The sequence below is a fragment of the Escherichia sp. E13S3 genome, from assembly GCF_004212325.1.
In the GTDB taxonomy this organism is placed as follows: Bacteria; Pseudomonadota; Gammaproteobacteria; order Enterobacterales; family Enterobacteriaceae; genus Escherichia.
Genome location: NZ_RHJR01000003.1, coordinates 77,182 through 92,294 on the forward strand (window position 1 = coordinate 77,182; position 15,113 = coordinate 92,294).

Annotated in this window: 12 protein-coding genes; 6 read left to right on the top strand and 6 right to left on the bottom strand. The window is 52.3% G+C overall.

What is annotated here, in order from left to right; all coding sequences use genetic code 11:
* Positions 1 to 50 precede the first annotated feature (50 nt).
* Together D9597_RS03345 and D9597_RS03350 are read right to left on the bottom strand one after the other, a co-directional pair.
* Positions 51 to 821, bottom strand: a complete 771-nt coding sequence (locus D9597_RS03345; RefSeq protein WP_064525104.1) for an ABC transporter permease — start codon at positions 819 to 821, stop codon at positions 51 to 53.
* Positions 818 to 1,744 (bottom strand): ABC transporter ATP-binding protein, encoded by a 927-nt coding sequence (locus D9597_RS03350; protein WP_000150637.1) that lies wholly within the window; start codon positions 1,742 to 1,744, stop codon positions 818 to 820. The genes D9597_RS03345 and D9597_RS03350 overlap by 4 nt, the downstream gene beginning before the upstream one ends.
* A 108-nt stretch (positions 1,745 to 1,852) precedes the next feature.
* Here D9597_RS03350 and can point away from each other — a divergent pair, with 108 nt between their 5' ends.
* Complete coding sequence (gene can / locus D9597_RS03355) at positions 1,853 to 2,515, top strand: carbonate dehydratase (protein WP_130204959.1); 663 nt, start codon at positions 1,853 to 1,855, stop codon at positions 2,513 to 2,515.
* Between the two features lie 40 nt (positions 2,516 to 2,555).
* Here can and hpt read toward each other — a convergent pair whose 3' ends face one another.
* Positions 2,556 to 3,092: a hypoxanthine phosphoribosyltransferase gene (gene hpt, locus D9597_RS03360; protein WP_000683335.1), complete on the bottom strand. Its 537-nt coding sequence runs from the start codon at positions 3,090 to 3,092 to the stop codon at positions 2,556 to 2,558.
* Between the two features lie 205 nt (positions 3,093 to 3,297).
* Between hpt and gcd the strand changes: the two genes are divergently transcribed.
* Positions 3,298 to 5,688 carry a quinoprotein glucose dehydrogenase gene (gene gcd / locus D9597_RS03365; protein WP_130221618.1) on the top strand — a complete coding sequence of 797 codons (2,391 nt, stop codon included), beginning with the start codon at positions 3,298 to 3,300 and terminating at the stop codon, positions 5,686 to 5,688.
* Between the two features lie 194 nt (positions 5,689 to 5,882).
* Here the strand turns inward: gcd and cueO are convergent, their stop codons facing one another.
* Complete coding sequence (gene cueO, locus D9597_RS03370; RefSeq protein WP_130221619.1) at positions 5,883 to 7,433, bottom strand: multicopper oxidase CueO; 1,551 nt, start codon at positions 7,431 to 7,433, stop codon at positions 5,883 to 5,885.
* Between the two features lie 164 nt (positions 7,434 to 7,597).
* On the opposite strand from cueO, the gene D9597_RS03375 reads away from it, so the two are divergent.
* The 3 genes from D9597_RS03375 (at position 7,598) to speD (ending at position 9,726) form a co-directional block, all read left to right on the top strand.
* Positions 7,598 to 7,945, top strand: a complete 348-nt coding sequence (locus D9597_RS03375; protein ID WP_000846617.1) for a YacC family pilotin-like protein — start codon at positions 7,598 to 7,600, stop codon at positions 7,943 to 7,945.
* Between the two features lie 104 nt (positions 7,946 to 8,049).
* A complete protein-coding gene (gene speE / locus D9597_RS03380; RefSeq protein WP_130221620.1) occupies positions 8,050 to 8,916 on the top strand; it encodes a polyamine aminopropyltransferase in 867 nt (288 codons plus the stop codon).
* 15 nt (positions 8,917 to 8,931) lie between these two features.
* A complete protein-coding gene (speD, locus tag D9597_RS03385) occupies positions 8,932 to 9,726 on the top strand; it encodes an adenosylmethionine decarboxylase (RefSeq protein WP_072651535.1) in 795 nt (264 codons plus the stop codon).
* Positions 9,727 to 9,763: 37 nt separating this feature from the next.
* On the opposite strand, the gene yacL is transcribed toward speD, so the two are convergent.
* On the bottom strand, positions 9,764 to 10,126 hold the full coding sequence (yacL, locus tag D9597_RS03390) for a protein YacL (RefSeq protein ID WP_000384306.1): 363 nt from the start codon (positions 10,124 to 10,126) through the stop codon (positions 9,764 to 9,766).
* A gap of 174 nt (positions 10,127 to 10,300) precedes the next feature.
* Complete coding sequence (gene acnB, locus D9597_RS03395) at positions 10,301 to 12,898, bottom strand: bifunctional aconitate hydratase 2/2-methylisocitrate dehydratase (protein WP_130221621.1); 2,598 nt, start codon at positions 12,896 to 12,898, stop codon at positions 10,301 to 10,303.
* 354 nt (positions 12,899 to 13,252) lie between these two features.
* Here acnB and D9597_RS03400 point away from each other — a divergent pair, with 354 nt between their 5' ends.
* Positions 13,253 to 15,106 carry a DUF3300 domain-containing protein gene (locus D9597_RS03400; RefSeq protein ID WP_130221622.1) on the top strand — a complete coding sequence of 618 codons (1,854 nt, stop codon included), beginning with the start codon at positions 13,253 to 13,255 and terminating at the stop codon, positions 15,104 to 15,106.
* Positions 15,107 to 15,113 lie beyond the last annotated feature (7 nt).

Below are 15,113 nucleotides of genomic sequence, written 5' to 3' on the forward strand. Positions count from 1 at the left end.
GATAGTCGTCAAAACTCCTCTCCCCCGAATCCAGAGGAGAGGAAATAGCCTTAGCTGCGCAGACCGCGTCCGCGCTGGATCAGCGACCAGCAGATCAGATAAAACGCAATAATAAAAATAACCAGCACACCAAAAGTAGTAACCAGCGGTACATCATTAATGCCGAGGAAGCCGTAGCGGAATCCACTGATCATATAAACGATTGGGTTGAGATGCGACAGCCCCTGCCAGAACGGTGGCAACAAGGTCAGTGAGTAAAACACCCCGCCCAAATACGTGAGTGGCGTTAACACAAAGGTTGGCACCAGGCTGATGTCATCAAACGTTTTGGCAAACACACCATTAAGCAATCCGGCAAGAGAGAACAACACCGCCGTGAGCACCAGCGTTAAAGCGACAAATACCCACGAATGCACCTGAAACGGTACAAAGAACAGCGAAATTGCTGTCACCAGCATACCAACAAGCAGTCCGCGCGCTACGCCACCGCCGACATATCCGGCAATAATGACGTGAGTCGGAACCGGAGCGACCAGCAGTTCTTCAATATTACGCTGGAACTTGGCGCCAAAAAATGATGAAGCGACGTTGGCGTAGGCATTGGTGATTACCGACATCATGATCAGCCCCGGAACAATGAACTGCATATAGCTGAAGCCATGCATATCACCAATACGCGAACCAATCAGGTTACCGAAGATGATAAAGTAAAGGGTCATGGTGATGACCGGTGGCACCAGCGTCTGTATCCAGATACGCATAAAGCGATGGATCTCTTTCGCCCAGATGCTTTTTAACGCCACCCAGTAAAGATGCATCATGCGCGATCTCCTTGTTTTTCATTAACCAGTGAAACAAACAGCTCTTCCAGACGGTTAGCTTTGTTACGCATACTTAATACCTGAATGCCCTGCTCACTTAGCTGCGTAAATACGCTGTTGATCCCCTGCTCACGCAGCACTTCAACTTCCAGCGTGGCGGTATCCACCAGTCGATACTGATAGCCATCGAGTTTCGGTAACGGGCTTTTCGGTGCGAGATCGAGAATAAAGGTTTCTGATTTCAGCTTCGCCAGCAGTGCCTTCATCGAGGTATTTTCCACCAGCTCACCGTGTTGAATAATGCCGATATTGCGGCACAGCATTTCTGCTTCTTCCAGGTAATGCGTGGTAAGAATGATGGTGGTGCCTTTGTCGTTTAAATCCTTCAAAAAGCCCCACATTGAACGGCGAAGTTCGATATCCACGCCTGCGGTCGGTTCATCAAGAATCAGCAGTTTAGGTTCGTGCATCAGCGCGCGGGCAATCATTAAACGACGTTTCATCCCGCCCGATAACATGCGCGCACGTTCGTTGCGTTTTCCCCACAAATCGAGTTGCTTAAGATACTTTTCGCTGCGGATGTACGCTTCTTTGCGCTCTACACCGTAGTACCCCGCCTGATTCACCACAATTTGCTGTACGGTTTCAAACGGGTTGAAGTTAAATTCCTGTGGCACCAGTCCTAACTGACGTTTAGCGTTGACGACATCTTTTTCAAGATCGTAACCAAATACGCTGACCCGCCCGGAGGTTTTATTTACCAGAGAGCTGATAATACCGATAGTGGTTGATTTTCCGGCCCCGTTCGGCCCGAGAAGCGCATAAAAATCACCCGCTTCGACTTGCAAATCTATCCCACGAAGCGCCTGAACGCCGCCTGGATAGGTTTTTTTAAGCTGTTGAAGTTCCAGTGCAATGGTCATAAATTTTTACTTACCTTACGTTCTTACACTTTATCTGTGGTTTAAATCGTCCCGGAGTTGCCCTATATTAGCCAAACGTAATTATTTGGTTACAGGTCGTTAACCTCCATGAAAGACATAGATACACTCATCAGCAATAATGCACTATGGTCAAAAATGCTGGTGGAAGAGGATCCCGGGTTTTTTGAGAAACTGGCACAAGCGCAAAAACCGCGCTTTCTATGGATTGGATGTTCCGACAGTCGCGTTCCTGCAGAACGTTTAACCGGTCTTGAGCCGGGCGAACTCTTTGTTCACCGTAATGTTGCTAACCTGGTCATTCACACCGACCTGAACTGCCTTTCCGTGGTTCAGTATGCAGTGGATGTTCTCGAAGTTGAACACATTATTATCTGTGGCCACTACGGTTGCGGCGGCGTACAAGCCGCAGTTGAAAACCCGGAACTGGGGCTTATCAACAACTGGCTGCTGCACATCCGCGATATCTGGTTCAAACATAGCTCATTGCTCGGCGAAATGCCGCCAGAGCGCCGTCTGGATACCTTGTGTGAACTGAACGTAATGGAACAGGTGTATAACCTGGGCCACTCCACCATTATGCAATCAGCGTGGAAACGCGGGCAGAAAGTGACCATTCACGGCTGGGCCTACGGCATTCACGACGGCTTGCTGCGTGATCTGGATGTTACCGCCACCAACCGCGAAACCCTTGAGCAACGTTACCGTCACGGGATTTCCAACCTCAAGCTGAAACACGCCAACCACAAATAAAAATGCCATGCCGGATGCAATACATCCGGCAACTTCACACTTACTCGTCCAGCAGAATCACTTTGCCGATATATGGCAGATGACGGTAACGCTGTGCGTAATCAATGCCGTAACCCACCACAAACTCATCCGGGATCGAGAAACCGATAAATTCTACCGGGACGTTCACTTCACGACGGGACGGTTTATCGAGCAGCGTACAAATCGCCAGCGACTTCGGTTCGCGCAGGCTTAAGATCTCACGCACTTTCGACAGTGTATTCCCCGAGTCGATGATATCTTCAACAATCAGCACGTCCTTGCCACGGATATCTTCATCCAGATCTTTGAGGATTTTCACATCACGGGTGGTGGACATGCCGCTACCGTAGCTGGAGGCGGTCATAAAATCGACTTCATGAGATACCTGAACTTCACGGCACAGGTCCGCCATAAACATAAATGAGCCACGCAGCAGACCTACCAGCACCATATCGCTGCCGCTGTCTTTGTAACGCTCAGTAATCTGACGACCCAGTTCGGCGATACGCGCTTTAATCTCCGCTTCGGGGATCATTACTTCTACAGTATGTTTCATATCTCTAACCATATGATTTAAAAACAAATCACTTCGCACGGGCGGGATTCAGCACCGCAACAAAGCGCAAGACATGCAGTATACCAGTAAAACTATTCATTGGCGGAATCTGTTAATAAAGCTCAAATTGTGATGACGATCACACATGTTAAAACCTATAATTAATTGCTACTAAAATATTAATGAATTGAAATGGTGTTTCTTTATGGCAATTAACAATACAGGCTCGCGACGATTACTCGTCACGCTAACAGCCCTATTTGCAGCGCTTTGCGGGCTGTATCTACTTATTGGCGGAGGCTGGCTGGTCGCGATTGGCGGCTCCTGGTATTACCCTATCGCTGGCCTTGTGATGCTCGGCGTCGCCTGGATGCTGTGGCGCAGTAAACGTGCCGCGCTTTGGCTGTACGCCGCCCTGCTGCTCGGCACCATGATTTGGGGCGTCTGGGAAGTTGGTTTCGACTTCTGGGCGCTGACTCCGCGCAGCGACATTCTGGTCTTCTTCGGCATCTGGCTGATCCTGCCGTTTGTCTGGCGTCGCCTGGTTATTCCTGCCAGCGGCGCAGTTGCCGCACTGGTGGTGGCACTGCTGATTAGTGGCGGTATCCTGACCTGGGCCGGATTTAACGATCCGCAGGAAATCAATGGCACTTTAAGCGCCGATGCCACACCTGCCGAAGCTATCTCACCCGTTGCCGATCAGGACTGGCCTGCCTATGGCCGCAATCAGGAAGGTCAACGCTTTTCACCACTGAAACAAATTAACGCCGATAACGTCCACAACCTGAAAGAAGTCTGGGTGTTCCGTACAGGCGATGTGAAACAGCCGAACGATCCGGGCGAAATCACCAATGAAGTGACGCCAATTAAAGTGGGCGACACCCTTTACCTGTGTACCGCTCACCAGCGTCTGTTTGCGCTTGATGCCGCCAGCGGCAAAGAGAAATGGCATTACGATCCTGAGCTGAAAACCAACGAGTCCTTCCAGCACGTAACCTGTCGTGGCGTCTCTTATCATGAAGCCAAAGCAGAAACCGCTTCGCCAGAAGTGATGGCGGATTGCCCGCGTCGTATCATTCTTCCGGTGAATGATGGTCGCCTGATTGCGATTAACGCTGAAAACGGCAAACTGTGCGAAACCTTCGCCAATAAAGGCGTGCTCAATCTGCAAAGCAATATGCCGGACACCAAACCGGGTCTGTATGAACCGACTTCGCCGCCGATTATCACCGATAAAACCATCGTGATGGCCGGTTCAGTTACCGACAACTTCTCAACCCGCGAAACGTCTGGCGTGATCCGTGGTTTTGATGTCAACACTGGTGAGCTGCTGTGGGCCTTTGATCCGGGCGCAAAAGATCCGAACGCGATCCCGTCTGACGAGCACACCTTTACCTTTAACTCGCCAAATTCGTGGGCTCCTGCGGCCTATGACGCGAAGCTGGATCTGGTCTATCTGCCGATGGGCGTGACCACGCCGGATATCTGGGGTGGTAACCGCACACCGGAACAGGAACGTTATGCCAGCTCGATTCTGGCGCTGAATGCCACTACCGGGAAACTGGCGTGGAGCTACCAGACCGTTCACCACGACCTGTGGGATATGGATCTTCCGGCACAGCCGACGCTGGCGGATATCACCGTTAATGGTCAGAAAGTGCCGGTTATTTACGCTCCGGCGAAAACCGGCAACATTTTTGTGCTCGATCGTCGTAATGGTGAACTGGTGGTTCCGGCCCCGGAAAAACCGGTTCCCCAAGGTGCAGCGAAAGGCGATTACGTTACCCCTACTCAACCGTTCTCTGAACTGAGCTTCCGTCCGACAAAAGATTTGAGCGGTGCGGATATGTGGGGCGCCACCATGTTTGACCAGCTGGTGTGCCGCGTGATGTTCCACCAGATGCGCTATGAAGGCATTTTCACCCCGCCATCTGAACAGGGTACGCTGGTCTTCCCGGGTAACCTGGGGATGTTCGAATGGGGCGGGATTTCCGTTGATCCGAATCGTGAAGTGGCGATTGCCAACCCAATGGCACTGCCGTTTGTTTCGAAACTGATCCCACGCGGTCCTGGCAACCCGATGGAGCAGCCGAAAGATGCCAAAGGCACGGGTACAGAATCCGGCATTCAGCCGCAGTACGGTGTACCGTATGGCGTCACGCTCAATCCATTCCTTTCACCGTTTGGTCTGCCGTGTAAACAGCCAGCATGGGGTTATATCTCGGCGCTGGATCTGAAAACCAACGAAGTGGTGTGGAAGAAACGTATTGGTACGCCGCAGGACAGCATGCCGTTCCCGATGCCTGTTCCGGTGCCGTTCAATATGGGTATGCCGATGCTGGGCGGGCCAATCTCCACAGCGGGTAACGTGCTGTTTATCGCTGCTACGGCAGATAACTACCTGCGCGCTTACAACATGAGCAACGGTGAAAAACTGTGGCAGGGCCGTTTACCGGCGGGTGGTCAGGCTACACCAATGACCTATGAAGTGAATGGCAAGCAGTATGTGGTGATCTCCGCAGGCGGTCACGGTTCATTTGGTACGAAGATGGGCGACTATATTGTGGCTTATGCGTTGCCGGATGATATGAAGTAAGATTCGCTCAGATTGCGTGCGCGTTGTTCATGCCGGATGCGGCGTGAACGCCTTATCCGGCCTACAAAACCCTGCAAATTCAGTAGATTGCGGAGTTCACGTAGACCCGATAAGCGTAGCGCATCAGGCAGATTTGCGTTTGTCATCAGTTTAATGCCCGGAGAGATCCGGGCATATTTCCGAATATGGTCTTTTTATACCGTAAACCCTAACATCATCCCCGTATCTTCATGCTCCAGCAGATGGCAGTGCGCCATATAAGCATGTTCTTTCGGTGCGTCGTGATTAAACTTCACCAGCACTTCACTGACATTACCTTCTACCTTAACGGTATCTTTCCAGCCCGCGCGATGCGTCGCTGGCGGTTTGCCATTTTCTGACAAGATACGGAACTGCGTGCCGTGAATATGGAACGGATGCAGCATCATGTCGCCCACGCCAGAAATAACCCAACGTTCGTACTGCCCTTTCGCCGCCGCAAACATCGGCTTGTTCATATCAAACGCCTGACCGTTGATTTTATTGGCATGGTGGAAATCGAACTTCCCGCCGTGGTTCATATGATTCATATTGCCATGCCCCATATGGCCCATCATCTGGCTATGATCCATCCCGGCCATCGCCTGATCGCCATATTTCTCCATCAGCATCTGCATCCCCATCATATCGAGCATCGGGTCCATAGAAAGTTGCAGCTTGCGTACCGTCAAACCTTCCAGCGAAGGTAAAGCAGGCAGGCTACTTAACGTATCTGGCAAAGCACCGGAGGCACTAATAGCAATCGGCTGAATCCGCATTACCGGATGCGGCTTATCAAACGGCGCGATCGCCATCCCCATCTGGCTGACTGGCAGCGTCACCAGGTCAAACGGTTTGTTGTCGTTAACCTCCACCAGCACTTCGAAACGCTCACCCATCAGCACGGGAAGCTCGCTCACCTTCACCGGTTCAGGCAGCAGACCACCATCGCTGGCAATCACATAAAGCGGGCGATTGTCGCTGGTGGCGAAATTGAGCGAGCGGGCGTTACAGCCATTGAGCAAACGCAGGCGCAGCCAACCACGGGGGGCAGCATGTTGCGGGTAGATTGCACCGTTGGTCAGCAACGTATCGCCAAACCAGCCCACGGCGGCGGTCATCACATCCAGTTGATAATCAATCTGTCCGTCGGCGTTAAATTTTTTATCCTGAACGATCACCGGAACATCATCGATACCCCACTGTTTTGGCAGCATTAATTTCAGGATCTCGTCATCTTCAATCACCACCAGACCAGCCAACCCCATCGCCACCTGACGCCCAGTTTTGCCGTGCTGATGCGGATGGAACCAGCAGGTAGCGGCAGGTTGATCGACGTTCAGCGTCACCGTGCGTTGACCGCCTGGCGGAATAATCCCCTGCGGGCCGCCGTCCACTTCACCCGGTACTTCCAGCCCGTGCCAGTGCAACGTCGTCTCTTCCGTCAGTTGGTTATAGATATCAACCGTTACCGCTTTGCCACGCTGTAACTTCACCGCAGGCCCTAACAGATTACCGTTATAGCCCCAGGTGGTCGCCGTTTTCCCGGCAAAGGTGGACTGACCTGGCATTATCGATAATTTTATGCGGCCACGAACATCAGAAGTGAGGAGTTCGGGGATCGGCAGTGTTGGACGTTCGGCGGCAAAAACTGTTCGACTCCACAGCGGCAAAGCCGAAGCCACGCCCAGCGCGACGGAATATTTTAAGAAATCACGGCGTTGCATAGTTATTTCCTTATTCTCAAGCAGGCGAAACAAAATCAAACGTTGAGCATAGTCCTTCCCCTTACGGGAAGGTCAAGCCGCAGACACAATTTAATCGACAATAATGGTCGTCGCCTCGCTCACAGTGTGCTAACGTTTATCTTCTTTAAGTCCTGGTAGAAGCAATGAAGACGTTTTTCAGAACAGTGTTATTCGGCAGCCTGATGGCCGTTTGCGCAAACAGTTACGCGCTCAGCGAGTCTGAAGCCGAAGATATGGCCGATTTAACGGCAGTTTTTGTTTTTCTGAAGAACGATTGTGGTTACCAGAACTTACCTAATGGACAAATTCGTCGCGCACTGGTCTTTTTCGCCCAGCAAAACCAGTGGGATCTCAGCAACTACGACACCTTCGACATGAAATCTCTCGGTGAAGACAGCTACCGCGATCTCAGCGGTATCGGCATTCCCGTCGCGAAAAAGTGCAAAGCCCTGGCCCGCGATTCCTTAAGCCTGCTTGCCTACGTTAAATAATCACAGCTCCTTTTTGTAGAAATATTGACCGTGCAACCACGGTCAATGTTAGCTATTATGTTGCGCTCTTTTTTTACGAGTGTTAACAAAGGAGGTATCAACCCGTGGCCGAAAATAAACTGTGGCATGAAACGCTACACGACCAGTTTGGGCAGTACTTTGCTGTAGATAACGTTCTGTATCATGAAAAGACCGATCACCAGGATCTGATCATTTTTGAGAACGCCGCATTTGGTCGCGTGATGGCGCTGGATGGCGTAGTACAAACCACCGAGCGCGACGAGTTTATCTATCATGAGATGATGACCCATGTTCCGCTACTGGCCCACGGTCACGCGAAACATGTGCTGATTATCGGCGGCGGTGATGGTGCCATGCTGCGTGAAGTGACCCGGCACAAAAGCGTTGAGTCAATCACGATGGTGGAAATCGATGCGGGTGTCGTATCGTTCTGCCGTCAGTATTTGCCCAACCATAACGCCGGTAGCTACGACGATCCGCGCTTTAAGCTGGTGATCGACGATGGCGTCAATTTCGTGAATCAAACCAGCCAGACCTTTGATGTCATTATCTCCGACTGCACCGATCCTATCGGCCCCGGCGAAAGTCTGTTCACCTCAGCATTTTATGAAGGCTGCAAACGTTGCCTGAATCCTGGCGGTATCTTCGTCGCACAAAACGGCGTCTGCTTTTTACAGCAGGAAGAAGCTATCGACAGTCATCGCAAACTCAGCCATTACTTCAGCGACGTTGGCTTTTATCAGGCCGCGATCCCGACCTATTACGGCGGCATCATGACCTTTGCATGGGCAACAGATAACGACGCCTTACGCCATCTCTCAACCGAAATTATTCAGGCGCGTTTTCTCGCCTCTGGCCTGAAATGCCGTTATTACAATCCGGCAGTCCATACGGCAGCTTTTGCCTTACCTCAGTATCTGCAAGACGCTCTGGCTTCACAGCCGTCCTAAGGAGAAGATAAGAAATTGAAAAAACTGAAACTGCATGGCTTTAATAATCTGACCAAAAGTCTGAGTTTTTGTATTTACGATATCTGCTACGCCAAAACTGCCGAAGAGCGCGACGGTTATATTGCTTATATCGATGAACTCTATAATGCCAACCGTCTGACCGAAATCCTGTCAGAAACCTGTTCCATTATCGGGGCCAATATTCTTAACATCGCCCGCCAGGATTACGAACCACAGGGTGCCAGCGTCACTATCCTGGTGAGTGAAGAACCGATCGACCCGAAACTCATCGACAAAACAGAACACCCCGGCCCACTGCCAGAAACGGTCGTTGCCCATCTCGATAAAAGTCATATTTGCGTACATACCTACCCGGAAAGTCATCCTGAAGGCGGTTTATGTACCTTCCGCGCCGATATTGAAGTCTCTACCTGCGGCGTGATTTCTCCGCTGAAGGCGCTGAATTACCTGATCCACCAGCTTGAGTCCGATATCGTAACCATTGATTATCGCGTGCGCGGTTTTACCCGCGACATTAACGGTATGAAGCACTTTATCGACCATGAGATTAATTCGATTCAGAACTTTATGTCTGACGATATGAAGGCGCTGTATGACATGGTGGATGTAAACGTCTATCAGGAAAATATCTTCCATACCAAGATGTTGCTTAAAGAGTTCGACCTTAAGCACTACATGTTCCACACCAAACCGGAAGATTTAACCGACAGCGAGCGCCAGGAAATTACCGCTGCGCTGTGGAAAGAAATGCGCGAGATTTATTACGGGCGCAATATGCCAGCTGTTTAACGGCTCTGGCGGAGCTCCCAGGCTCCGCCAGATTTATTTACTTCTGCTGCACGAAATTGCGGTAAGCCGCCACGACCTGCAGAAAATCCTCAACGCCGCATAGCGACAGGCTTTCTTCGTCGTAGTAGTTCATCCCCTCTTCCATTTCATCGCCAGCGAATTCCAGTTGATTGGCGCGAACCATCACCTCTTCACCGTCCATCCACAGGGTGTATTCATGCCCTGCCCGTTGCCAGGACCGTTCGCTACCTTTCAGTGCGTGCGCTGCTTGTTCCACTTCATCAAGCAAGGCCAGGTTTTCTTTCACCTCTTCATTAAACCAGTGCCCGACCACTTCATGCCCCATGGACATGCGCACCTTTACCACTCCGGTAATATCGCGCAGAAATTCGTAATCCATAGTGTGTTCCTCTGCTCCCGGCAATGCGCCGAAATCGCATTGCGCCATTGATGTAATTATCGCAGCCTTACCGGAGAAAAACAGCGGAACGGCGATGGTTTAGAAATAAAAAATGCCCGGGAATCTCATTCACCGGGCATTGTGTCGTTTATACGCAGCGCGTGCGCTTACTTATTAAACCGCAGTCTGGAAAATCACCCCATCGGCTTTTTCGGTGTACTGAGATAGCTGGTTGAAGTTCAGATAACGGTAAGTATCAACGGCAGTTTTATCCACCTGCGCAACGTAGGTCTGGTACTCTTCCGGCGTCGGCAGTTTGCCAATCAGCGCCGCAACAGCAGCCAGTTCCGCAGAAGCCAGGAAGACGTTCGCACCAGTACCCAGACGGTTCGGGAAGTTACGGGTAGAGGTGGAAACCACCGTCGCACCGTCTGCCACACGCGCCTGGTTACCCATACACAGGGAACAGCCCGGGATCTCGATACGAGCACCGCTCTTACCGAAGACGCTGTAGTAGCCTTCTTCAGTCAACTGTGCGGCGTCCATACGGGTTGGCGGTGCCACCCACAGGCGGGTCGGCAACTGGCCTTTATGCGCATCCAGCAGTTTACCCGCAGCACGGAAGTGACCGATGTTGGTCATGCAGGAACCGATAAACACTTCGTCGATCTTCTCACCCTGTACCGCAGACAGCGGACGCGCGTCATCCGGGTCGTTCGGAGCACACAGGATTGGCTCTTTAATATCCGCCAGATCGATGTCGATCACTGCCGCGTATTCCGCATCTGCATCGGCTTCCAGCAGCTCAGGATTCGCCAGCCATTTTTCCATGCCCTGAATACGACGTTCCAGGGTGCGACGATCGCCGTAACCTTCCGCGATCATCCACTTCAGCAGGACGATGTTGGAGTTCAGGTATTCGATGATCGGCTCTTTGTTCAGCTTGATGGTACAACCAGCGGCAGAACGCTCGGCGGACGCATCGGTCAGCTCAAAGGCCTGCTCAACTTTCAGATCCGGCAGACCTTCAATTTCCAGAATGCGGCCAGAGAAGATGTTTTTCTTGCCTTTCTTCTCAACGGTCAGCAGACCTTGTTTGATCGCATACAGCGGAATGGCGTGTACCAGATCGCGCAGGGTAATGCCTGGCTGCATCTTGCCTTTGAAGCGCACCAGAACGGATTCCGGCATATCCAGCGGCATTACGCCAGTGGCAGCAGCAAACGCCACCAGACCAGAACCCGCCGGGAAAGAGATACCGATAGGGAAACGGGTATGGGAGTCACCACCCGTACCCACGGTATCCGGCAGCAGCATACGGTTCAGCCAGGAGTGGATTACGCCGTCACCCGGACGCAGCGACACACCACCACGGTTCATAATGAAGTCCGGCAGCGTGTGGTGCGTGTTAACGTCAACTGGCTTCGGATAAGCAGCTGTGTGACAGAAAGACTGCATCACCAGGTCAGCCGAGAAGCCCAGGCACGCCAGGTCTTTCAGTTCATCACGGGTCATCGGGCCAGTGGTATCCTGAGAACCTACAGAAGTCATTTTCGGTTCACAGTACGCGCCTGGACGAATACCTTTCACACCACAGGCGCGACCTACCATTTTCTGCGCCAGCGAGAAGCCACGGTCGCTTTCAGCGACATCTTTCGCCTGACGGAACACATCGCTCTGCGGCAGACCAAGTGCTTCACGCGCTTTGGTGGTCAGGCCACGACCGATAATCAGCGGAATACGACCGCCAGCACGCACTTCATCAATCAGCACGTCGGTTTTCAGTTCGAAGGTTGCCAGCAGCTCGTTGGTTTCGTGGTTACGCACTTCACCTTTGTACGGGTAAACGTCAATCACATCGCCCATATTCAGGTTAGAAACGTCGACTTCGATTGGCAGTGCACCTGCGTCTTCCATCGTGTTAAAGAAGATTGGCGCAATTTTGCCGCCGAGGCACAAACCACCGCCGCGTTTGTTCGGCACATGTGGAATATCATCACCCATAAACCACAGAACGGAGTTGGTGGCGGATTTACGCGAAGAACCCGTACCCACAACGTCACCGACGTACGCCAGCGGGAAACCTTTCTGTTGCAGAGCTTCGATTTGCTTGATCGGACCAACAACGCCTGGCTGATCTGGCTCAATACCTTCACGGGCGTTTTTCAGCATCGCCAGCGCGTGCAATGGGATATCCGGGCGTGACCACGCATCCGGTGCCGGAGAAAGGTCATCGGTGTTGGTTTCGCCAGTGACTTTGAAGACGGTAACGGTCAGTTTTTCAGCCAGCGCCGGGCGATTCAGGAACCATTCGGCATCCGCCCAGGACTGCATTACCTGCTTCGCATATTCGTTGCCTGCTTTGGCTTTCTCTTCTACGTCATAGAAGTTATCGAACATCAGCAGCGTGTGGGACAGTGCTTTGGCAGCGATCGGTGCCAGTTTGGCATCATCCAGCGCGTCGATCAGCGGATGAATGTTGTAACCACCCTGCATGGTACCCAGCAGTTCGATGGCTTTTTCCGGAGTCAGCAGTGGGGATTTGGCTTCGCCTTTGGCGACAGCAGCCAGGAAGCCTGCTTTGACATAGGCGGCTTCATCGACGCCAGGGGGAACACGGTTGGTTAACAGATCTAACAGGAATTCTTCTTCGCCCGCGGGCGGGTTTTTCAGCAGCTCTACAAGCGCGGCCATTTGGTTTGCATCCAGGGGTTTGGGCGCAATCCCCTCAGCGGCACGCTCAGCTACGTGCTTACGGTATTCTTCTAGCACGACGGTTCTCCTCGCTCTCATTGTCATAGTGCGGCAGGCGATTCTCTTCACGCTCCTGTGAGACAGCAGTTTGTAGGGTAAATGCCCAGTACCGCAACGGGCAGAATAGCAGGATTTTGACGATGTGTTAATCTGTTTACAAAAAAGCAACATAAAAAAGTGGCTGAATCGTTAAGGATGGTCTAGAGATTGTTTCCCTCCGTAAAAACTTCGTTAATTCGCATAGTGATAATCACCTTTCTCAACGAATCCCAAGATTAGTCAAAATTTAAACTACCGCCTCTTTATACTCAGATTTACAGCACCTGCGGGTGGCAGTTCGCCGACCATTGCGATTTCCTTGAGATCCGAATTATGAAAATGACTTTGCCGTTTAAACCCCATGTGCTGGCGCTAATTTGCAGTGCCGGGCTTTGTGCCGCCTCTGCCGGGCTATATATAAAAAGCCGCACAGTGGAAGCGCCTGTGGAAGCGCAATCGACACAACAGACTGCGCCTGACATCACCGCAGTTACGCTTCCTGCAACGGTTTCCGCGCCCCCCGTAACGCCTGCCGTCGTCAAATCCGCATTCAGCACTGCACAAATCGATCAATGGGTCGCGCCCGTCGCGCTATATCCCGACGCCCTGCTTTCGCAGGTGCTGATGGCATCGACCTATCCGGCAAATGTCGCCCAGGCCGTGCAGTGGTCGCACGACAACCCGCTCAAGCAAGGTGATGCCGCTATTCAGGCAGTATCCGACCAGCCGTGGGATGCCAGCGTCAAATCGCTGGTGGCTTTTCCGCAATTGATGGCGTTGATGGGGGAAAACCCGCAATGGGTACAAAATCTTGGCGACGCATTTCTGGCGCAGCCGCAGGATGTGATGGACTCGGTACAACGTTTGCGGCAACTGGCGCAACAAACCGGGTCACTGAAGTCATCAACTGAACAAAAGGTCATCACGACAACGAAAAAAGTCGTACCGGCAAATCAGCCCGCCAGCGCCCCTGTCACACAATCAAATACCGTTTCAACGTCCAGCCCCGTCGTCGCAGAACCTGCGCCGACCGTAATAACCATTGAGCCCGCCAATCCGGATGTAGTTTATATTCCCAACTACAACCCCACCGTGGTTTACGGCAGTTGGGCCAATACCGCTTACCCGCCGGTTTACCTGCCGCCGCCAGCCGGGGAACCGTTTGTTGACAGCTTTGTGCGTGGATTCGGCTATAGCATGGGCGTTGCTACCACGTACGCACTATTCAGCAGCATAGACTGGGATGACGACGATCATGACCATCATCATCATGACGATGATGATTATATTCACCACGATGGCGGTCATCGTGACGGTAATGGCTGGCAACACAACGGCGACAACATCAATATCGACGTCAACAATTTCAACCGCATTACTGGTGAGCATCTTACTGACAAGAATATGGCATGGCGGCACAATCCGAATTACCGCGATGGTGTGCCTTATCATGATCAGGATATGGCAAAACGGTTTCACCAAACCGATGTTAAAGGTGGCATGAGTGCCACACAGTTACCTGCCCCAACGCGCGACAGCCAGCGCCAGGCGGCAGCAAGCCAGTTTCAGCAACGAACACACGCAGCACCAGTCACTACGCGAGATACCCAGCGTCAGGCTGCGGCACAGCGGTTTAATGAAGCGGAACACTATGGTAATTATGACGACTTCCGCGAGTTCAGCCGCCACCAACCACTGACCCAGCAGCAAAAGGACGCCGCTCGCCAGCGTTATCAGTCTGCCTCGCCTGAGCAGCGCCAGGCGGCCCGCGAGAAAATGCAGACTAACTCGCACAACCAGCAGCGAAGAGAGGCGGCGCGTCAGCGTTATCAATCTGCCTCGCCTGAACAGCGCCAGGCGGCTCGCGAGAAAATGCAGACTAACCCGCAGAACCAGCAGCGAAGAGAGGCAGCGCGTCAGCGTATCCAGTCTGCCTCTCCTGAGCAGCGCCAGGCGGCCCGCGAGAAAATGCAGACTAGCCCGCAGAATCAACAGCAAAGAGATGCAGCACGTCAGCGTATCCAGTCTGCCTCGCCTGAGCAGCGTCAGGTTGCGCGGGAGAAAATTCAGGAGAGCCGCCCGCAACGTCTGAACGACAATAACCATACTGCCCGATTGAATAATGAGCAACGGTCAGCGGTACGCGAACGGTTGTCTGAGCGTGGAGCAAGGAGACTGGAAAGGTAAATTGCAG